Annotated in this window: 19 protein-coding genes; 6 read left to right on the top strand and 13 right to left on the bottom strand. The window is 43.6% G+C overall.

The window, feature by feature from the left end:
- Positions 1-34 precede the first annotated feature (34 nt).
- Together QUA27_RS04325 and QUA27_RS04330 are read left to right on the top strand one after the other, a co-directional pair.
- Positions 35-550, top strand: a complete 516-nt coding sequence (locus QUA27_RS04325) for a type IV pilin-like G/H family protein (RefSeq protein WP_333066571.1) — start codon at positions 35-37, stop codon at positions 548-550.
- Positions 551-653: 103 nt separating this feature from the next.
- On the top strand, positions 654-2,888 hold the full coding sequence (locus tag QUA27_RS04330) for an O-linked N-acetylglucosamine transferase, SPINDLY family protein (RefSeq protein WP_333066572.1): 2,235 nt from the start codon (positions 654-656) through the stop codon (positions 2,886-2,888).
- A gap of 64 nt (positions 2,889-2,952) precedes the next feature.
- On the opposite strand, the gene QUA27_RS04335 is transcribed toward QUA27_RS04330, so the two are convergent.
- From QUA27_RS04335 to QUA27_RS04360, 6 genes are all read right to left on the bottom strand, one after another.
- Positions 2,953-3,945, bottom strand: coding sequence for a hypothetical protein (locus QUA27_RS04335; RefSeq protein WP_333066573.1), 993 nt, complete (start codon positions 3,943-3,945; stop codon positions 2,953-2,955).
- A 631-nt stretch (positions 3,946-4,576) separates the two neighbouring features.
- Positions 4,577-8,470 (bottom strand): FkbM family methyltransferase, encoded by a 3,894-nt coding sequence (locus QUA27_RS04340; protein WP_333066575.1) that lies wholly within the window; start codon positions 8,468-8,470, stop codon positions 4,577-4,579.
- A 33-nt stretch (positions 8,471-8,503) separates the two neighbouring features.
- Positions 8,504-8,917 carry a tetratricopeptide repeat protein gene (locus QUA27_RS04345; RefSeq protein ID WP_333066577.1) on the bottom strand — a complete coding sequence of 138 codons (414 nt, stop codon included), beginning with the start codon at positions 8,915-8,917 and terminating at the stop codon, positions 8,504-8,506.
- A 419-nt stretch (positions 8,918-9,336) separates the two neighbouring features.
- Entirely contained in the window at positions 9,337-9,948 is a 612-nt protein-coding gene (locus tag QUA27_RS04350) for a Uma2 family endonuclease (RefSeq protein ID WP_333066578.1), read from the bottom strand.
- 115 nt (positions 9,949-10,063) lie between these two features.
- Positions 10,064-10,345: a hypothetical protein gene (locus QUA27_RS04355; protein WP_333066580.1), complete on the bottom strand. Its 282-nt coding sequence runs from the start codon at positions 10,343-10,345 to the stop codon at positions 10,064-10,066.
- Between the two features lie 21 nt (positions 10,346-10,366).
- Positions 10,367-10,702, bottom strand: coding sequence for a hypothetical protein (locus tag QUA27_RS04360; protein WP_333066581.1), 336 nt, complete (start codon positions 10,700-10,702; stop codon positions 10,367-10,369).
- A gap of 161 nt (positions 10,703-10,863) precedes the next feature.
- On the opposite strand from QUA27_RS04360, the gene QUA27_RS04365 reads away from it, so the two are divergent.
- A protein-coding gene (locus tag QUA27_RS04365) for an IS630 family transposase (RefSeq protein ID WP_333066582.1) occupies positions 10,864-11,819 on the top strand; the annotation gives its coding sequence in 2 pieces (ribosomal slippage) (positions 10,864-11,188 and positions 11,188-11,819; 957 coding nt in all).
- Here QUA27_RS04365 and QUA27_RS04370 read toward each other — a convergent pair.
- From QUA27_RS04370 to QUA27_RS04380, 3 genes are all read right to left on the bottom strand, one after another.
- On the bottom strand, positions 11,785-11,991 hold the full coding sequence (locus tag QUA27_RS04370; RefSeq protein ID WP_333066648.1) for a hypothetical protein: 207 nt from the start codon (positions 11,989-11,991) through the stop codon (positions 11,785-11,787). The two genes, QUA27_RS04365 and QUA27_RS04370, sit on opposite strands and share 35 nt — an antisense overlap.
- A gap of 217 nt (positions 11,992-12,208) precedes the next feature.
- Complete coding sequence (locus QUA27_RS04375; RefSeq protein WP_333066583.1) at positions 12,209-13,687, bottom strand: MlaD family protein; 1,479 nt, start codon at positions 13,685-13,687, stop codon at positions 12,209-12,211.
- Positions 13,688-13,780: 93 nt separating this feature from the next.
- The gene (locus QUA27_RS04380; protein WP_333066584.1) at positions 13,781-14,563 is read right to left on the bottom strand and encodes an ABC transporter ATP-binding protein; all 783 of its coding nucleotides are present in this window, start codon (positions 14,561-14,563) and stop codon (positions 13,781-13,783) included.
- A 164-nt stretch (positions 14,564-14,727) separates the two neighbouring features.
- Between QUA27_RS04380 and QUA27_RS04385 the strand changes: the two genes are divergently transcribed.
- Positions 14,728-16,128 carry a gluconeogenesis factor YvcK family protein gene (locus QUA27_RS04385; RefSeq protein ID WP_333066586.1) on the top strand — a complete coding sequence of 467 codons (1,401 nt, stop codon included), beginning with the start codon at positions 14,728-14,730 and terminating at the stop codon, positions 16,126-16,128.
- A 121-nt stretch (positions 16,129-16,249) separates the two neighbouring features.
- Positions 16,250-16,699, top strand: coding sequence for a tRNA (adenosine(37)-N6)-threonylcarbamoyltransferase complex ATPase subunit type 1 TsaE (gene tsaE, locus QUA27_RS04390; RefSeq protein WP_333066587.1), 450 nt, complete (start codon positions 16,250-16,252; stop codon positions 16,697-16,699).
- A gap of 42 nt (positions 16,700-16,741) precedes the next feature.
- Here the strand turns inward: tsaE and QUA27_RS04395 are convergent, their stop codons facing one another.
- The 3 genes from QUA27_RS04395 to QUA27_RS04405 all read right to left on the bottom strand — a co-directional run bounded on the left by QUA27_RS04395 (position 16,742) and on the right by QUA27_RS04405 (position 18,767).
- On the bottom strand, positions 16,742-17,038 hold the full coding sequence (locus tag QUA27_RS04395) for a DUF5615 family PIN-like protein (RefSeq protein ID WP_333066588.1): 297 nt from the start codon (positions 17,036-17,038) through the stop codon (positions 16,742-16,744).
- Between the two features lie 3 nt (positions 17,039-17,041).
- Positions 17,042-17,383, bottom strand: a complete 342-nt coding sequence (locus tag QUA27_RS04400; protein ID WP_333066589.1) for a DUF433 domain-containing protein — start codon at positions 17,381-17,383, stop codon at positions 17,042-17,044.
- Between the two features lie 61 nt (positions 17,384-17,444).
- A complete protein-coding gene (locus QUA27_RS04405) occupies positions 17,445-18,767 on the bottom strand; it encodes a dihydroorotase (protein WP_333066590.1) in 1,323 nt (440 codons plus the stop codon).
- Positions 18,768-18,856: 89 nt separating this feature from the next.
- Here QUA27_RS04405 and lepB point away from each other — a divergent pair, with 89 nt between their 5' ends.
- Positions 18,857-19,465: a signal peptidase I gene (gene lepB / locus QUA27_RS04410; protein ID WP_333066591.1), complete on the top strand. Its 609-nt coding sequence runs from the start codon at positions 18,857-18,859 to the stop codon at positions 19,463-19,465.
- Positions 19,466-19,651: 186 nt separating this feature from the next.
- Here lepB and QUA27_RS04415 read toward each other — a convergent pair whose 3' ends face one another.
- Positions 19,652-21,187 carry a peptide ligase PGM1-related protein gene (locus QUA27_RS04415; RefSeq protein WP_333066592.1) on the bottom strand — a complete coding sequence of 512 codons (1,536 nt, stop codon included), beginning with the start codon at positions 21,185-21,187 and terminating at the stop codon, positions 19,652-19,654.
- Between the last annotated feature and the right edge of the window lie 230 nt (positions 21,188-21,417).

A 21,417-nucleotide genomic window follows, 5' to 3' on the forward strand; every position in this document is an offset into this window, starting at 1 on the left:
TCGAGCATTCCACCCCCTCAAGGAGAAACAAATTATGAAGACTGAATTTAAAGCCAAGTTCCTGCAACACATCAACAAAAGAAGACAGGATCAAGGTTTCACCCTGATTGAACTGCTAGTTGTTATCATCATCATCGGTATTCTTTCTGCTATCGCTTTGCCCGCGTTCCTCAGCCAAGCTAACAAAGCCAAGCAATCAGAAGCCAAGCAGTATGTCGCCTCGATAAACAAGGGTCAGCAGGCTTACTACGCAGAGAATCCAAGCTTTGGGAGTAATGTTGCCATTTTGGGTCTGGGTCTCAAAACTCAAACTACTAACTATCAATACTCTGTAACAGGTACGACAGGCTCGGCTAGCGCCCTGGCAACCCCCATTTCTAATACTCTCAAAGGATATGCAGGGGGAGTAGGATTGGTTGATGCAGGCGAGGCAAAAACCACGCAGAGCGTACTTTGTGAGACGAGTGGTTTTGGTGCTCCTACTGCCGCTGTATTTACTAGTTCGACTGAAGTCAGTTGTGGATCAGGCATGATAGTTGTTACCAAGTAATTGCTGAACATAACCAGCATGGCTTGTTAAGGGGGGCGGGTAGGACTCTGGGTGCTACCTGCTCTAATTTTTTATATAAAAACTGTTTTGAACATTTTGATATATGGTTTCTAGTGATTTACCGGCTTTAGGATCTGATTGGCAGCAAGAAACCGATCAATTTTTGCTGAAAAGAGATTACGTTCAGGCTGCAAAGCTTTACGAACAGGCAATTGAAGACGAACCTGGCATTAAGTCTAATTACTGGCAGTTAGGGTTGATGTTGATGTTGCAGGGACAAGAGGTAGAAGCTCAGACTACTTGGCTGTTGGGAGTGGCGGAGGGAGAGCCTGAAGAAATAGATCGGTGGACTGAGGAACTAATACAGGTTCTGCAAACAGAGGCAGATAGACAGCGGGATCTGGGTGACTATGCGGTGGCTTGGGCAATTCGGCAGCATATCAGGGAAATTAATCCTACAGATATCAACAACCTGCTGCATTCGATCGGGCTGTCCACCATGCTGGAGGTATATACCGGAGAGGAATTGGCAGATACAGGCGTCATTGAGCTGCTCAAGTCAGAAGAATCGAACACGGTAGACTTTGAGCTATTGATGCAAGTGTTGAAGAATGTTTTAGACCGGGCTCCTTTCCATCCATCATCCTTTGAGTTGACGGATGCTAGTATAGCCTACGTCAAAGAGCCCCTAACTTTTTTTAGTATTTTAATACCATTTGTTTATAAGATTTCCTACTCTGCAAAGCAAGTTGAGTTGGCAGCACGATTTACTGAATTAGCATTGCGTGTGGAGCCTCTAAATCCAGAATTATTGGGTACTTTGTCTTCTTTTTATCAAGATATTAGCGAGCACTCTAAAGGAATAGAAACTGCTAAGTTGTGCTATTCAGTTATGGAAGGCTTAGCAAATAAAGTTTATGCTAATTTCTTGCTTGTACGCAGTTTGATGGGAGCTGGTGGCTATTGGGATGAATTTTGTTTAGCCTTGGAAACGCAGAAATCCCTGTTAGCGTCTTTGATAGAAGAGCAACCGACATCCCTGGCTCAGGCTGCAACTGTTCGTTTATTTATTTCTGTGTTTTTTTTGCCATACTTTCAGGATCTCCCACGGGAAAATATACAAATTCGCAGTCAAATAGCTCAGCTTGCTCAGTTAAATGTTGAAAATTATGCAAAGGAGAAAGTGGAGAAATGTCGCCAGCGGCGATCGCCCCTTCTCCAGGTAGATCCTCCTGGTAAACGTTTGAAGATTGGATATATTTCTCATTGTTTACGCAGCCATTCTGTGGGGTGGTTGGCCAGGTGGGTGTTTGAGTACCGCGATCCATCTCGCTTTGAATTAAATGCTTACCTGCTTGGCTCTGAAATGAACCGCGACAAGTTAGAAGATTGGTACATTAGCAAAGTTGATAAAGCTTATAAATTAGGATTAGATAGTCACGAAGCTGCTGAGAAAATTTACGAAGATGAAATTGATATTTTAGTCGATCTCGATAGTATGACGCTGAGTGATACTTGTGAAACTATGGCTATCAAACCAGCACCAATTCAAGTGACTTGGCTGGGTTGGGATGCGTCTAGCGTGCCAACTATTGATTACTATATTGCCGATCCTTATGTTTTACCAGAATCAGCTCAGGAATACTATACGGAAAAAATTTGGCGTTTGCCTCAAACTTACATAGCAGTCGATGGTTTTGAAGTTGGGGCGCCAACTTTACGGCGCGATAGTTTAGACATCGGCAGTGATGCTGTGATTTATCTTAGCGCTCAGAGGGGATATAAGTATCACCCGAATACAGCACGGCTGCAAATGCAAATTATTAAAGCTGTACCGAATAGCTATTTCTTAATTAAAGGTTTGGCGGATCAACAATCAATCAAAAAGTTTTTTGTCGAAATTGCAGAATCAGAGGGGGTGGAGGGCGACAGGCTGCGATTTTTACCAATGGCAGGAGCGGAGGCAGAACACCGAGCTAATTTGGGCATTGCAGATGTGGTACTCGATACTTACCCCTACAACGGAGCTACAACAACTATGGAAACGCTGTGGATGGGCGTTCCGATAGTAACGCGCGTTGGAGAGCAGTTTGCTGCGCGCAACAGCTACACGATGATGATGAATGCAGGTATTTCAGAAGGGATTGCTTGGACTGACGAAGAGTATGTAGAATGGGGGATTCGTTTAGGAAAAGATGCTGTTTTGCGGCAGCAAATATCTTGGAAATTGCGGCAGTCACGACAAACTGCTCCGCTGTGGAATGGCAAGCAATTTACGCGAGAGATGGAAAAAGCTTACGAGCAAATGTGGCAGATATATGTTGACAAAAATCATTGATGGTGCTACTCCCCATGAGTAGTGCGTGCAGCGAGTTGCTATACACAGAAACTCGCTACATTCATCAGTTAGTCTCCTGTATAAAACGGTCTAGTTCAAAGGAGGAAATGTTCTCGCATTTAGCTTGTGCGATCGCCTCTGTGTTCTCATTCTCCAAGACAATCCGACTGTGAAGTCGAGGTATCAAAGCTTCCCACTGAATTTTACTCAACTGTCCAATCAGGGAAATTTCCGGCCCATCGGAAACATCTAAATCTTCTTCCATTAAAAGGTTCATCACCACGCTAGATAAAGCGAGATTAGCATCTTCATCAGAAATATTGCTCGTGTCTACCAAAAGAGTTATGTTACTTTTGTCTGGGTGAGTTGCGATCGCCCTGACAACTCCTTCTAATTCTAAACCCAAAGACTCTTCTGGCTGCGACCAATCGGGGAAAACAATCAAGGTAATTTCTCTCAACTGAAGCAACAGTGAATCCATCGCCACCTCGTATTCATGTTCCTGGCATTTCTCCATTGGTGGGGTGTAATAACCTAGCATTTCAAGAAACCGCAAAGCTGTAGGAACTGGCCCGTAATTGTCAATAGCCCAATGCCGACCTTCTATAGAGATTTTCTCTAACCTCCCTGGATCGTCAGCAATGCGATCGACAGTATCCTGCATATTGTCTAAATCGATTCCTATATAGTGCCGCCAGTTTTCGGGCATTACTGGCAGTTTTACTCCATACTTATCGAAATCTACGTGAAACGTTACGCACCCAGCCGCCAATGACTCCCAAAAGCGCCAACTGTCCCACCATTCTACAATTGGTTCTCCTGTGAAATAGCTTGAGGTAACAGAACCCCCAAAGCTAGCACAAGCAGCCGATTCTTTCAAACGTTGGTAGTAACTGGGATTGTGACGTTGACCTGTTTGCTTCCATTGCAAGTAATGGTAGCTGTCTGAGGGAGTTTGATCAAAATTATCAACCGTATCATCTAGGGGTAAAATATTTTGAATTAGTGGGAAAAAATGTTCCCAAACAATCTTCCTCAGAGGGCGGTCAAGTATCATTGACCCATTGTCAATTCTGATATATCCCTGGGGAACTCTCAACCAACCGTTAGAATATATCAACTCATCTTGGTTAACTCGGAAATTGACGAGTAAGCGTATTTTTTTTTTTTCGATTTTTTGGGGATTTCTCTGGTCTCTTGGAGAATGCGGTTAGAAAGCCCAAAAACCCACGGTATACAGTTTGAAGGATATTCAGACTTTGTATTGCAATGAGTTCTCAACCTGAAGTCAAAGTTATTTAATTGTGGATTCCAAACTGTAAAACCATCCATATCATCTAGATAGACAGTGACATATTTTCGTGCTGAGTGAAATAGATTTTCAGGCAGTGGTACGGGGATCGAGTTGAACACCACTCTAAAGTCCAGTATGACAACAGAGCAGTCCTTATAAGTCACCATTGGGTCATAACAGAAAAGATATTTTTCTCTATCGGGTGATATCTGCCAATGGTTTATATTTGAATAAAATGGTATTCCCAGTTCCTTGAACCCTTCAGCTAAACATATACTCAAATGGGAAAATTCATTTTCAGTGCAATAAAAAAATATTGGTTTGTCTAACATAAACTTCCGAGTATATTTTTCTGTTGACATATAGCTGTTCATAATAGTTGCAACTATACAAGTTATGTTACTCCTGACTGCCAATAGTGCATATTTGTCAAACTATCTAGCGAGTACAATGGGATTTCTTCTGCTCCTAATCCTGCGATCGCTTCTTTGTTATCCTGTTCCAATACAACTCTACCGTGAATGTGAAGCATGAGCGCTTCCCACTGAATTTTACTCAACTGTCCAATCAGGGAAATTTCCGGCCCATCGGAAACATCTAAATCTTCTTCCATTAAAAGGTTCATCGCTACGCTAGATAAAGCGAGATTAGCATCTTCATCAGAAATATTGCTCGTGTCTACCAAAAGAGTTATGTTACTTTTGTCTGGGTGAGTTGCGATCGCCCTGACAACTCCTTCTAATTCTAAACCCAAAGACTCTTCTGGTTGCGACCAATCTGGGAAAACGATCAAATTAATATCTCTCAAATTCAAAGGTAAGAGAGTCCCATTAATCAATGCAGCGCTCATAGTTTGCGCCATTTTTGACCAAGAAAAATTTTGCGCCCGTTGCAAACCAGCCGCAATCAATGAATTGCGAATTTTCGGTTTTTGTACCTCACAAAGTGCATCGGCTAAACCCTCAACATCCTCATCATTCACATATAAAGCTGCTTCCCCCGCAACTTCAGGTATAGAGGCATTGGGACAAGTGATGACTGGACAACCGCAGGACATTGCCTCTAACACAGGCATCCCAAAACCTTCATACTTTGACGGATAAATCAGAGCTACAGCACCGGCATAAGCTAATCTCAATTCGTCATCGCTGACGTGTAGCTTATGCACAACACTTCCCAAAGTATAATTTCTCAACTCTTCTTCTAATAGAATTCCAGTCCCTGTACAAACAATCTCAAATCCTTGTTTACTGGCAAGTTTTCCAAAAGCCTGAAAAAACAAGATAGTATTTTTATAATCAGACCCACCTCCGACTGAAATAAAGTAGGGTTTTGAGATGCCGTATTTTGTTTTAAAACTATTAATTTCTTCTTGACTCGCTGGCACGAAAAGATTGTCTACTCCACAATGAGCTACCGTTACAGATTCTAGGGGAATTTCTGGGAAAAATTTTGTCAAGTCCCGCGCTGTATTTTTTGAAATTGAAATATATCCAGAAGCATGGCTAATAGCATGATGCTTTTCCCTCCACATTGGTTCATTCAAATTGGCCCGTAATACTTCTGGAATCATGTCATAAGCCATGAATACAGACGGAGTTGATAGGGGTGTTGTGTAGTAAGTAGAGATAAATAAGTCAGCGCCTGTTTCATCGCATACTTGCTGTAGCATTTCCCGGTCAGCGTCGGTTGTATCGTAATTGTAAGCTGGAATAGTAAGGTATCTAATCCCCGCAATTTTTGGAGCGGTTCCCGCCCTATCAAGAATGATAATATGTTGAGAAAAATCATCTTTTACCCATTCTTCTAGCAACGAGTGCCAGACACGAGCAATTCCTGTTCTGTAAAGCTGGAAAAACACGCCATCAATCACGATCTTTGGAGTGGCTATGGGATTAGTTATTGCGGTTTGATTTGGGGATTCATCGGGGGACAAAAACTCCCATATATCAGTATTTTTTTCTCTTTTCGCTATGGGTGTGACACCACAGGAATTAGCGGTATCAACCATCGTGCCATCTTGAACCCATGAAAAATATTGGTTCAGGCGCAGAGGAAATTTAGTCTGAGCTTGCAATAAGCTCCATTCTGAAACTGCATTTGCATAGCCATAATATAGCTCTTTAAATTGCAACTGTTTTGCGATCGCGTAGGCAAAGTGTTGAAATACCAAACCCCGCGTTTCTGTCTCCTCATGCACAAAAGGATTTACTGCTGCAACATCCCTAAATTCGCCATCGGATAAAGGTTCAGCCAATCTTGGAGGTTCGTGAGCTACCCAGACACAGCCAGGTTTAAACCTCCAGGTTCGCAACCATTCTTGTGCTGGATTCTGAGCGTAACAATTGCGACTGCTAATCACCAGCTTTTCTCCGACAAAATACCAGCACCAATAGAAAGCCGCTGTTTTTTCAGGATTATAGATGAACATCTGTCGCGCTGTGCAGATTTGCTCGACAGTCCACAATTCATCCACATCTACTTGCCATAGCAAACATTCGTGATTAATATTTTCCAATGGTGCATTAATCATTTCACGTTTGCCTTCCCAGAAAATACCTTCCGGTTTACGATAAACCGTGACATTTTCTGGATATAGCTGTGCCAATTCGTCTAGGTATTCTGATGTGCCGTCATTGCTGCGTCCCTTGGAGTGAATTTCGTCAGTAATGCGTCCGCCATTTCGCAAAGACCACGCTGTATCATGTTTCAAATCTGCAACGCCTTCAATTATGTGCCAATGCCATTGAAATGGTAGTTTTTTGAAGACTTCTATGTGATATTTTATGAATGGTTCACCGTTGAGAACAATAGTAAAAAAGTTAATCGGTAGCGCTGGAAAAGCAATATAATTTTCATAAAAAGATGTAGATTCTACAACTTGTTCTCCTATATTACCGTTGTCATCGATCCGATTGCATTCGTAACCTATATTAATCAGTAGGTCAAATGTTTCTTTGGCTTGTCGATTTAAGCCTTCAAGCATCTTTTGAGATATTTCAAACTGAATGAACCGAATAGCTTTTTTTGTTAAAAGTCCTATCGAGCCTTGCAAAGCATCGGTTTCAGCTCCTTCAACATCCAGCTTTAGGTAATCTATAAACTCAATTTGGTATTGTTGACAAAAAGAGTCAATAGTCATAGCTTCTATCATTTCTGTTTTAACGATAGGAACATATTGATTTTGATTCTCTGGATTCAACATTTGAGGTTTTCCGATACTATTCCAGACAGAGTATTCATCGGGAAACTGATTAAATTCAATCAGTTGATTTTGAGAGAAAATTGCATTTTGAAATAAAAATATATTCTGGCATCCATATTTTTTGACTCGTTCTTGTAGTTGTATGAAAATGTTACCCGTCGGTTCAAATGAATAGACTTTTCCGCAATTTCCAACTAGCAGGCTAAATAAGATTGAATAGTCACCGATGTTCGCTCCAACATCAAAAACCACCATACCAGGGCGCAGAATATTTTTAACCAATTGTTGTTCTAATTTTTCTGAGTCAAACTTAAAAGATACAATTGTTGGCTCGTGAGTATAGTTAACATCAGACTTAACAGGGGACTGGGTGGGTGATTTGCTGACAGAAATAAAAGTATTTTTTTTAAATATGGCATACCCATTCCTAATGAAATAATTCCTAGCCACTAGGGCATAATTAGGATCGGTCAGTAGTTTGTTATGATTCCGGTAGTTTTTGAAAGTATTAATGTCATCAAGAATAATTATTTTCGCTCCATAAGTTTCTTCTAATTCAGCACTTCCGGTAAATTCTGAACCGTCAATTAATACAGCATCAAAAATATCTATATCATTTTGTTTTTTAATTTCCTTAATACCATTTACTAAAACTCCTGATTTTTTTACGTATTCAAGATCTTGGCACAGCCATCCTAAAACCTGATCTAGGGGATAGTAGTTGAGATTTGTTTGATTGTTTTTGTAAAATTTAATAACTTCGTCTTCACTAGCGAACTGTTGTATAGAAACGGATGAAACATTATAGCAATGAACGAAACTATCGTTTCGATAAGTATGTTGAAGTTCAGCAAACCGCACCTTTGAAACCTCCATGCAGAAGAGGGTTGGCTGATAGGGGTTTTCCCGCAAACCTGTAACAAAAGCTTCTGTGCTACCTTGTCCAGAAGATGAACCTATTTCTAAAACAGTTTTAATATCTTCTTCTCTTGCTAGTTTTTGGATGATCCGGTAGAATTCATCATTTTTTATTTCAGGAGGAATGAGACGATTTAGTTCAGAGTTTGAAATGTTATTTTCCATTTTCTGCATCTACTCTTTAAGTTTTTAATTTCTTCACCGCTCGCCCTTTCCCCACTTTTTCCCCTTCGCCTGCGCCAACAGCGCCTGATAATCAGCTCTGTCAGGATGCAGCTTCACCAACTTTTCCAAAGGCTCGATCGCCCCTTTGCCATTATTCATCTCCAACCGCACATTAGCCAACCCCTCCAGAGCCGTCTGATTCTGAGGTTCCCGCCGTAAAACCGTCTCATATCCCCGTTCCTGCGTCGCCAGCAGAGACTCCTGAGAAACAGTCGCAGTCGCCTGTTTTTGTTGGTGCTGACTGCTCAAACCGCTGCTGAACAGGCTCACAATCCCAAAAATCGCAGAACCACCAAACGACACCATCGACACTAGCGCAAAAATCTGCTTAATTCGATCGCCCTTATTAACTGGACGAGGGCTAGATTTTTTCTGTGTACTTTCCATTGCTAACTCTTGACCTCGCTGTTTTCCAGGCACTCACGAAGCACCTATCTCTAGATTGCCCAAGTTCGATCGCAAAACGATCGCCTCCGCCATTTAAAATTTAAGACCACTTCTCGCTCCACAAAACATGAGATTTGTCAAGGACATTTAGGTAACAATAACACGCGGGCGATCGAAATGGGTGAAGCGCGATCGCACCCTGACTTTTTAGCCGTTAGTCTCAGGCAATTGGCCAAACCGATCTCGGTAACGCGCTAGCAAAGAATCGAGTTCAGCAGCACGCTGGCGTTCCGCTTTTAGTGTTGAGGGTAATTCATCAGGAAGCAGTAATTTTTATCCATTATCTTCCCGATAAAAACAGATGAGTTTTTCACCTATTTCTAAACGCCGTTGCAGCACTTCACGGCGACTTTTAGTAATTAATTTATAGCTATATTCCTGTTGGTAGTATTGAGATCGATCGCCCTTTGGAATTGCTTAATTGCCTCAACATGACTCGGCATATTAACACACCTGACGAGTAAACCAATATCGAGTTCTGGGAGCAATTGGGAACTCGCAATCTCTTCGTATCCTTGCTCTCTGAGAGCATAGAGAGACCGTCGGCTGTATTGCCAAAACCAGACTTCAGGGATTTGCAGCCGTTTGTAAGCCTCTAGCTTATCAATTCCGCCGCTAGTGACGACAACTTCGATCGCTAAATCTGGACGTTCTCTATCAGTACCCAATTCGTAAGACTTGTCGGCTTCACACTTCACCAGTCGCAATTCATTTTCTAATGTCAGAGACTCCGTAGGGGTGAAATCGATTCCTGCCGCCATCATGTAAGTTTCTACCAATGCACCGATATGTCCCTTCGCTGTTTCGTGTTTTCTTCCAGGCATTTTCTGAATCTCCAGTATCCCATCTAAAAATGACAGCCGAACCCCTGGAATATCCAGCATCGGTTCTAAGGTTTTGAATTGTTCCCACGTTAACCCTGGAAATAGCAACGGCCGATCTAATTTTTCTTCTAATGTTGTTGCAGTCATCCCCATCGCTCCTTAATTGTGGTTATTTTAAATATCAAACTTCCTTGCTGACTTGATTGTGCAATCAAAATGGGATTGCATTAAAGGCCGAAAGGTCGATCGACCTCCCACACCTTCAGATGCCATCAGGATTGACGCCCTGGCTTCTCAAGTATGCCATTAGTCGATCGGCCCTCTGGCGTTCCTCTTCGGCCCTGTGTCGTTCCTGTTCCACCCGTTCGGCACCCCACAGCAGCAAATTGCCATCCTCATCCCACCAGCGCAACCAATAACCGGTTCTGTGAGATTTTTCACCTTCCAAAACCCCCATAAATAAACCCATTGATTCTATCCATAATCGCTGATTAGCATCCGGTTCTTGCAATTCGTATTCTCCCGATGTCGAGAGTCTGTACACTTCCAATACTCCCGATTATGGTTAAAATATTACATAAATTGGTGTCTGCAAAATTCGCTCATAAAACCGCAATTTTCCGTAAGGATATGTCGGTTTATTTGAATATTCACTACCGTCAGTATCCGATAAAAATTCCATCACTACAGCAGGTACTTCTCCCTCAGAATTGGGCGTATAACTGCGGCGAACTTCTCCTCGTTCTGCTGGCCATACCGAGGGAAAAAACACCCAATCAGGGGCTTTTACTACTGTTTTGTCGTTAACTTTGGCACCGAGTCCAAAATTGGAAGCTATTAGCATTGAAGCTAGGATATAGCCTTTCTCAGAAAGATGAGGTATCATGTTACTGACACTCATGAGTGACGGTAAAATACAGAACAGAAGATAAAATGAACTATAATTCTATGAGCAGTCACAGCCTTGCCTGCGATAACTGACTCACAGCACTTTTGTTTGACAGCACGCGAGACTTCACTCACAACACGTTTACTTGTACTCCTCATCATAGATTATTAAAAATGAAAGCTTATTCGATTGATTTTCGGCAAAAAATCCTTGATACTTATCATGCTGAGCCTATCTCACAAAAAGCAATAGCTAAGCGTTTTTCTGTAGCTTTGAGCTTTGTACAAAAATTGCTTAAACAGTATCGTGAAACCAAAAATATTACTCCGAGAACTGACAGATGCGGAGTTAAATGCAAACTGAATGCGGAGCAACTACTCATCTTAGCAGAATTGATAGAAAAAAATAATGATGCAACTCTTGAAGAACTCCGTTATTTACTTTATGGGAAAATTGGATTTTCCGTTAGTAGAGCAACAATAGGAAGAATGATAAAATTCTTAAATATAACGGTGAAAAAAAAACTCTCTTCCCCTCAGCTAAAGGCACTGACAGAGTTCAACTCCTCCGATGTGATTTCTGGGAAAAAATTAAAAAAATCAGTTTTAAAGACTTAATATTCATTGATGAATCAGGAGTAAACCTGGCAATGGTTAGGTTATATGCTCGGTCTTTAAAAGGCGAAAGAGCTAAGGGTTCAAAACCAACTAAACGTGGCAAAAATGTCTCAATAATTGGAGCAATGTCTGTCAATGATATCTTAACATCGGTTAATTTAATAGGCGGGATTGATGCAATTACATTTGAAGCTTTTATTGTAAGAAAACTGGTACCAAAATTATGGAAAGGTGCTTGTGTAGTCATGGATAATTGTCCCATTCATCTGGGAGAAGAAGTCAAAAAAGCCATCGAAAAAACAGGGGCAAAATTAATATACTTATCACCTTATTCACCGGATTTTTCGCCACTTGAAAATCTGTGGTCAAAAGTTAAAATTATTCTCCGTTCTAGGAAGACTACTAATTACAAAGAATTAGGAAAAGCCCTAGAATTTGCCTTCGGACAAGTTACATCATCAAATATTTTTAACTGGTTTACACACTGCTGTTATTGTACCTCATCTTTGTGAGAAAGGCTATAAATCCTGCCAGATCCAAAGCTTCTCGCAGAGCGGCGGCTAAAAGTGGTTGGTCGATGTTTTCCACGGGCTCGTCGGGTAATTTAAAGTCATCTGGCAATTTTTCCCAAGTTACAGTATACTGAGTTTTGGTTGCGTCCGGTTTCGATAATGTTTGCGTCATTGCTTTTCCTTGTTTAGATTGAAATAGTTTTTTGTTAATAGGATTTGGTCAATAACTTTAAGGCGGGGGTGCGGACTGCGCACCTTACTAACTATAGGGTACGCAATGCGCACCTTACCCCTGTTTAACGCAGAGAATGCAGAGTTAAGAAACATATGAACTCGCAAATCTTGCAATAATTGCGGCTATTCAACGATACCATGTTTTAAGGGGTATTTTATGGAGCAACTTGTTCTACTGACCTTGCAGTTTGAGAAGGTATAACAGGCAATTTTGGCTGTTTTTGCAAGCGAGGAAATCCAGGCTCTCCTGATTTATTTCTGGCAGGTGTACTGGCATTTATTTTATCAGAAAGTGGAGCTAATGTTTGAGTAACTTTAACTTGCTGTCGCAGTTGTTCGGTCGAACCCAACAAACCTCCTAATCCGTTGAATAACCTGCGAATATTGTTGCGGAAAGCCGGATCTCCGGTCAAATCATCTACGTCGGAAGTAATTTTTTGGACGTTCTGAAATGTAGCTCGTGCAGAATCTAGAGTTTGCTGCAATAATAGCAAAGTGGCGGGATTGTTTACCTGGTTGGATAAATCTCGCAAACTACCAGAAGCTTGGGCAGCATTCGCTGATAAAACTTCTAAATTGTTCAGCAATTGTCCTTGGTTGATGCGATTAATTGTCGGACTCAAACTGCTGACAGCTACCCGCAGTTCCTGACTGCTTTGATTGATGTTATTCAGAGTTGAGACTAAACTGGCGCGGTTGGTTGCGACTAAAGAATTGAGTTGATTGGCTGTTAATGTAACTTGATTGGCTGCTTGAGTTACTGAATTAGCAGAATTGATCGCAGCGGCAGATACGGCTTTTGTGGAAGTGTCCGCCGTAGCTGCGACTTTAGAAACATTAGCGGCGACTCCTGCTATTTCCCCTTTTAGCGATTGATTTAAACTGGTCGCTTCTCCCTTTAATGATTTATTTAAACTGCTTGCTTCTCCCTTTAATGATTGATTTAAACTTGCTATTTCGGTTTTTAGAGATTGATTTAAGCTTCCAATGTCTCCCCTTACAGCTTGATTTAAATTTTTTATTTCCGCTTGGGCAGTTTGAGTTAAATTAGATAAATCTTGAGTGAGTTTAGCGGCACCTTTAGCTGTGCTGGCTGTATTTTCTGCAAGTGATTTAATATTGTTGAACAGCGCGGGGTCAGTGTAGAAATTAGCTAGGCGCACTGTGGAGCGAATTAGTTCGTCGATAGTGACTCCAGCTTGACCTTTTAAGCGCGAATTTTGGCAGATAATCTCTGGGGGACAGTCGGCACTAACGGGATTGGCGGTAAGTAATGATTCTGGCAAAATCGAGTTGGGGGTAATGTCGATCGACGATTCGCCAATTAAACCGGATTTATTCGCTTCGATCGTAACATCCCGGGGAATCACCAAAGTACCGGGGGCAATCTCCAGCATCACGTCTACGCCGTTGGAACCCGGTTTGAGGGCGGTAATTTTACCGACTGCAACCCCGCGATACCTGATGGGCGTGCCTATTTGCATTCCTTGGGCACTGGCAAATTCTACGGCGAATTTGTAGCTGCGGTTCCCTACCTGCACGCCCCGCAGCCAGAGCACTAAGCCCCCAAATAAACCGATTCCTACTAAAATTAAGAACCCGACAGAACCTTCTCTTACAGTTCGCGATCGCATATTTTCTCCTCAGTCATTGGTCATTGGTTATTAGTCATTCATCATCGGTCATTTCAATCTAAAATCTAAAATCTAAAATCTAAAATTGGCTGACTATCCAAGCGCTTGAATTGGCCCAGTAACACTGCCACTAAAAAATTGTCGGATCAGTAAATTATCTGTCGATGCAATGTCATTGACAGTTCCCTCCCACTGCACTTTGCCTCGATAGAGAAACACGATGCGATCGGCAGTGCGGCGGATGGTGCTGTCTTGGTGAGTGACGATCGCATAAGTGCTGCAAACACCTTGGGCAGCCTGCAAGTCCCTGATTAAATCTTCAATTACCGTCGAAGCAATCGGATCTAAACCCGCCGTCGGTTCGTCGTACAGCAAAACCTCTGGATTATCCCTGTCATTATCAGGATTCGCCATGATAGCGCGGGCAAAACTTACTCGCTTTCGCATTCCCCCAGACAACTGCGCCGGATAGCGTTCGCCAATTCGCGGCAAACCCACCATCTCCAACTTTTCCTCCACCAATTCCCGAATGCGGCGGCGCGGCAGCTTAGAATGCTGGTAAAGTAAAAAACCGACATTCTCCTCCACCGTCAGCGAATCAAACAAAGCCGCTTGCTGAAACACCATCCCAATTCCGATCGGATCTGCCACGTCGTCCACCCATCCGACCCTGCGCTGTCCCTGAACAAAAACCTCACCGGCATCCGGGGCCAACAAACCCGCAATTATCCGCAGAATCGTAGATTTCCCCGTCCCGGAAGGGCCAATAATTGCCAGGGCCTCTCCCCGATAAATCCTCAGATCGACTCGATCGAGGATCGGGTTCTGGCCGAAGGACTTACTTACCCCCTTGAGTTCGATTAGTGGCTCAGCCATAGGATGTTATCAATAAGTTGTCAGTCCTCAGTCATCAGTCTACCTAATGACTCATGACTCATGACTAATCACCAATTACTTAAATTGACTGCCAGAATCAAAACTCTCTTGTATTGTAAATTTGTCAGCTCGAGCTGTTCCAATACCCTTAAGACTAATTAACCATGTCAATTAGTTCACTTCCTAAAGCCCTCCGCGTCTTGGCTAAAGCCAAGCAGGTTTTTGCCCAATCCAGAAATCCTTACCCCCCTTCTTTGCGGAACGGGCGAGTTCACCAGTGGTTTAAGTGGTTAGCCCCCGGACTGTTAGTGAAACGGTGGCTGCTGATTAGTGCTAGTGGCGTGGTACTTGCCACTTTGGGTTTAGCGATTTGGACTGGGATGACTCCCATTTTCTTCTTATTGCAATTGTTGAGAAATTTTTTGGCGTGGATTGCGGAAGTTGTTCCTAATTACGTGTCGGGGCCGATCATCATTGCTGGCGGGATTTTGTTAATTCTGTGGGGACAAACTCGCAGTTTGAACTCTATTACCCAAGTGCTGATGCCCGAAGGGAACGAGGAACTGGTAGATCGACTCCTCAACCACCGTCGCTTGCACCGCGGCCCAAAAATTGTGGCAATAGGGGGCGGTACGGGCCTTTCTAATTTGCTCAGGGGATTGAAGGATTACAGCGCAAAAATCACTGCTATTGTCACGGTGGCGGATGATGGGGGGTCTTCCGGGCGGCTGCGGCGGGAAATTGGGGTATTGCCACCGGGAGACATTCGCAATTGTTTGGCTGCTTTGGCAGATGAGGAAAAGTTATTGACTGAGTTATTTCAATATCGTTTCCGGGCTGGTGACGGTTTAGTGGGTCACAGTTTTGGGAATTTGTTTTTGACGGCGATGAGCGATATTGCTGGAGATTTGGAACAGGCGATCGCGGCGAGTTCTAAAGTTTTAGCCGTTAGGGGAGAGGTGCTGCCTGCTACTCTGAGCGACGTGTCTTTGTGGGCTGAACTGGCTGATGGCCGCAGGATTGAGGGGGAGTCCAGCATTACAAAAGCTAACGGGAAAATCCTCAAAATAGGCTGTAATCCTGCTAATCCTCCGGCATTACCTAGGGCTGTGGAAGGTCTTCGGGAAGCGGATTTTATTATTATTGGGCCGGGGAGTCTTTATACGAGTGTTATTCCGAATTTGTTGGTGCCGGAAATTGCTGATGCGATCGCCAGCAGCGAAGTTCCGCGCATTTATGTTTGCAATATTATGACTCAGCCGGGGGAAACTGACGGATACAGTGTTGCAGACCACATTCGGGCGATCGACCGCGCTTGCGGCAGGCCGCTGTTCGATGCTGTAGTCGTTCAGGGAAAAGTCCCTTCTGCAAAGGCTTTGATCCGCTATTCTCAGGAGGATTCTTATCCGGTTGTACTCGATCGAGAAGCCGTAACGCAATTGGGGCGGCGAGTTGTCATCGCCAATGTCATGGATGAAGATGAAAATACGGGTTTAATTCGCCACAATTCTCAAAGGTTGGCGGGGATGCTGCTGCGTTGGTACGGCCGCGCCCAGAATATTTAAGCTGGAGACTGTTGACTGTTGACTGTTGACTGTTGACTAATATTATTGGTTATTGGTTATTGGCCGCCGCCAGCGAGTAACAAATAACAAATGACTAAGGACTCATGACCTAATTATTGAAATGAAAACTTTGCTTCCCGATTCTGAGGCTACGCGCAAGTTTGGTGTTGCGTTAGGTCGATCGCTCCCCCCAGGCACTGTAATCTTATTACAAGGAGATTTAGGTGCGGGCAAAACTACCTTGGTTCAAGGCATCGCTGAAGGCTTAGGAATCTCAGACTCAATCGAAAGTCCTACTTTCACGCTAATTAACGAGTATTTTACAGGGCGAGTTCCGCTGTATCATCTAGATTTGTATCGACTGGAACCCGAAGAAGCCGAGGCTTTGCACTTAGAAAGTTATTGGGACGGACTAGAAAGGGATTTGGGAATTGTGGCGATCGAATGGGCGGAAAGATTGCAGTACAAACCCGAAAATTATTTGCAAATTTCTTTAAGTTATTTAGATAACGGGCGGCAAGCTGAAGTAATTGGTAATGGCGAGTTATTGGATTGGCAATGGGAAAAGTGACAAAGGGCGATCAAACTTACTGCGGCGGCCGGTTGACTCGAATCAATTTTCCTCACCAGCAATAGCATCATTGATGCGTGTTGCCAACCTTTCTAGATTTTTATCGTCTGTACACACGATAATACCAGCATGATTTGGTTGTTGAGTGTGCAAGCGAATGAAATGCCGACGATTTTGCGTCATAACTGCCCGATCATTATTCACAGCAAAGGCTAATACTTCCGGGTCATCATCTTCGGCATTTCCTGCTTCCTGAATAGTCAGGGCATCGTGACCTAAGTTTCGCAGCAATGCCACAATAGGAAACGGGAACTGTTCATCTGCATAGAGACGTGCCATAAATTATACTTCCTGCATCATTGCTGCTGCTTCTTCTAGGATTGCTGTTTCAATTTCTTCGGAGTTAGCCTCAGCATAAGTCCAGACATTTACTAAGTTTGCAGCATTCAACTGGGGATAAAATTGTAGAAGTTCAGCATCACTTGAACCTTGACGGCGCAAACTCACGAACAGCCAAACAGGGATGCGAGTTTTGGCAATGCAAGCATCGCCGCCACACACGTCGGGAGTTTTGGTAATTCCTGGCCAACTATTGTTTAAACTTTGGGTTAAAAGCCGGATGGCTTCAGCTTTCTCAGTCGGAGTTAAGGCCAGGAGTTGTGTTTCTAGTTCTTCGAGGAGCATGGGTAAAATCGCCTTGGCGATGCAGGAATACCCAATTATAACACTTGAGTTAAAATCATGCTTACTCAGCGTCAAATCTCAAGGCTTCTCCCCTCACATTTGTATCCAATTTACCATTCTCAAAAACAACTTTTCCTCCCACAACAGTCACAACTGGCCACCCAGTCAAACTCCAACCTTCAAAGGGACTCCAGCCGCACTTTGTTACCATTTCTTCTCGCACGACAGGTCGATAATTCTCCAAATCTACTAATACCAAATCGGCATCAAAACCCGGAGAAATCGCCCCTTTGTTGGGAATATTATAAGCCTTAGCAACGGCCGCCGACATCCAATTAGCAACTTGTGCCACTGTACATCTTCCCTCTAGTGCTTGCGTCAGCATCAAAGGCAAAGAAGTTTCGACTCCCGGCATTCCCGACGGCGTATTTGGATATTCTTGAGCTTTTTCTGCTAATGTGTGCGGCGCGTGATCGGTGGCGATAAAATCAATTACGCCGTCGAGTAAAGCTTGCCAAAGTATTTCGTTATCGCGGGGTTCGCGCAAAGGCGGATTCATCTGAGCTAAACTGCCAATTTTTTGATAGGCGCTGGTATTTAACAACAAATGCTGCGGCGTAACTTCTGCTGTTACCCAACTCGGTTTTGCCTGACGCAACAACTCCGCTTCATCTCCAGTTGAAAGGTGCAGAATGTGCAGACGCCGCTGATATTTATTAGAAAGCTTTAATGCTAGCTGAGTTGCCAATAAAGCTGCTTGATTGTCTTGAATTTGCGAGTGTACGGCAACATCGGAAATGCCAGCAAATTCCTGACGCCTCTGGTTGATTCTAGCTTGGTCTTCTGCGTGCACGGCAATTAGTCGATCGCCTTTGGCAAAAATCTGCTCTAAAGTTGCTTCTCCATCGACCAAAAGCTGACCGTGCATCGAACCCATAAACACCTTAATTCCTGGAGTCGGATTCGCAGTCAACAAATCCGGCAAATTCTCTGGCGTTGCACCAATAAAAAAGCCGTAATTCACCAAACACTTCTCGGCAGCGCGACTTAGTTTATCATCTAAGGCAGCTTGGGTTGTGGTCAGCGGTCGCGTATTCGGCATTTCCAGAAACGATGTCACGCCGCCTTTAGCGCAAGCACAGCTAGCCGTAAACAAGTCTTCCTTGTGTTCTAAACCCGGTTCCCGGAAGTGTACCTGGGGATCAATTACTCCGGGTAACAGAGTGAAGCCTTTGGCATCTATTTCTCGATCGCCAGATTCGACAATTTCCGCAGCAACCTTGACAATTTTGCCCTCGCAGATTTGCACATCTCCTACCAAAAACTCACCATTGGGCAAAAGAATGCGAGCGCGACGGATTAACAAACTTGATTTGGTAGTCATAAGATATCATTAATTGAGTAAACAGCGTGCTAGCATGGAAGCATTATTAAGTTTATAATTCGTATCCAGCTCAGTCACTACAATACCCTATGACTCGTCTAGACAAGTCAGCCGACGAAAAACCTCCGCAAGACACCGAAAATCCTTGGATCGAAGGAATTAAGACGATCGGCTTAGCAGCATTTTTAGCCTTTGGTATCCGCACCCTGGTTGCCGAAGCTCGCTACATTCCCACCGGCTCGATGCTCCCAACCTTACAAATTAACGATCGATTAATTATAGATAAGGTCAGCTATCGATTCCAAGACCCCCACCGAGGAGATATTATCGTATTTATGCCTCCAGACCCGGCTAGTTTGTGTACGGGACAGCCGCCACCGATCAAAGATGCCTATATCAAGCGAGTGATCGGACTTCCAGGGGACACTGTGGAAGTCAAAGACGGAAAAGTTTTTATTAACAAGCAGCCGCTACAGGAAAAATATATTGAAGAAATTCCGCAGTATCCCTACGGGCCTGTAGTTGTAGCTCCAAATTCTTACTTGGTGCTCGGCGACAACCGCAACGCAAGCTGTGACAGTCATTATTGGGGCTTTGTACCCAAGCAAAACATCATCGGTAGGGCAGTTGTGCGTTTTTGGCCACTCAACCGCACAGGTTCGATCGACCCCACGCCCCTTTATCCTGCTAAAAATTAGCTCTAGCGGAAGGAAGAAGCCAGAAGCAAGAAGGCAAGTTCAATAATAGCAATCGTTTGGGTGATTAATAACATCCTAATCGTCTTGTCTGTTGCTATACAAAACGCGAGGGATATTAGATCCCCGACTTCTTGAAGAAGCCGCGGATCTAAGCTGACTCATTGGATCAGTTCTCAAATCTAAAATTTAAAATCTAAAATCGCCTGATGTTTCGCGATCGAGAACTTTCACAACTTTGTTATACATCTCCTCAGCTTCTTGCGGCGAATTGCCGATACTCGTCACTCCCAATTTGCCAAACTCCGACAAACAACCCATTAAATGAAACACACTGCCCGTCTCTGTACCGCTGTCAAAGTGCAGTTGATTGTCAGCAATAATATCCATCAAATCGTTCGGTAATAACCCCCGATAGCGATCTTTTTTCAAATTGTCCGAAGCGACATAATATTTCGGACGGCCCTGCTGGCTGTAAAATAATCCGTTAGTACGCTCGTACCGACCGTTTGTTAACAGCTTCAAAGCCATAAACGGATGAGTTGTGCCTCCTTTCCGCAAGTTAATTTCTATTGCTTGCATATCCCATTTCCCATCGGATTGCTTTACCGCGAGAAAATCTACTCCAAATCTCTCTAAAGCCCCTTTTTTAGCTAAGTTTTGCCCTACTTTCCATCCCAATTCCTGCAACGCTATTCGATAAGATTCGTCCGCCGGAAATTGGCAACCCAAGAAAATTTGACCGTCTGGGCCTCCTAAAATTTGGTCGTGGGTGGAGAGAATTTCTACTTCGCCGCTGGGGACAATTCTGCCTTGAACGCTGGGCGAGAACTTTTCTTCTCCTTCGATAAATGCTTCGGCAATTACCCCTAATTCGGGAATGCGGCTGCTAAAGTTTTCCCAGGTTTCCCCCGTTGCTTGAAAGCGCAAATTATGGAAGTGCTCGCCAATTGCCTTCGCTCTTTCTTTAGGCGCTTTACCTGCGAGGGACTTCAGATCTAAAATTGCATTTCCTTCCCCCGAAAAACCTTCATTTAACTTAATTACGATCCGTTGCAAATGCGGCTGCCGTGCCCACAAATCCGCCGCAGCTTCCGCTAAATCTTCCGCATTCCAAACCAACTCGGAACCGTCAGGATAAGGCACGCCACATTCTTTAAAAATTTGCCTGCTACCGCTTTTGGTTCCCCAGTATAACAGATCGGGATCGCTGGCCCACAAAGGAATCCCCAATTGAACAGATAACTCGCGTTCTAAGGGCGTCGAGTTATAACAAACCATATAAGATTTTGTCGGCCGCACTGCTTGACGAATGCGCTCCATTAAGCGGGGACGATCTAAAATTTTCTGGGTGAGGGATTTGGCAGAAGCATCGTAAGCACTGAATAGCACAAGCCGATCGCGCGCGTGAGAAAATGGAATTCCCGGCAGCAATTGCAGGTAATAATCCACAATCATCGGGTGCAAGGGCTCGGAGGTAATGTAAATTAAGCGCGTGCGCGGATTTCGCAGGCGAATCAATGAAAATAAATGCCGCTCTTCGTAGTGGTAAGCACCCTCAACTTTCTGCATTTCTTGCTGATCTAAGCTGAGAGAAGGAATGATAATAATGTCACAATCTCCGCTGTCGAATTCTTCTATCGCTCGCCAACGTTCGCGTAATTCTGTCTGAAGATCGCGAAACTTCTGCGCGGATTCGGAAGATGATTTATTTAACTCTTGCATTGTGTTTAATCCTAAGTATTCAAATAATTATTGCTGATGATGTCGGGTGTGTCAGCCCCAATACTTGAGACAACTGACACAGTTTTTTTGTCGGACGCACTTTACCGGGAATATTGACAAAAATGCCCAAATAGTGATTTAAGGTGCCTCAGTGGAAATATTTGAGGCAACTCAAACAGTTTTTTCTGACCCCCCCAAAAAACCGATACCGTCCCACCTACTCCTGTCGT

The organism is Microcoleus harperi Pol14_C6, from assembly GCF_036701295.1.
In the GTDB taxonomy this organism is placed as follows: Bacteria; Cyanobacteriota; Cyanobacteriia; order Cyanobacteriales; family Microcoleaceae; genus Microcoleus.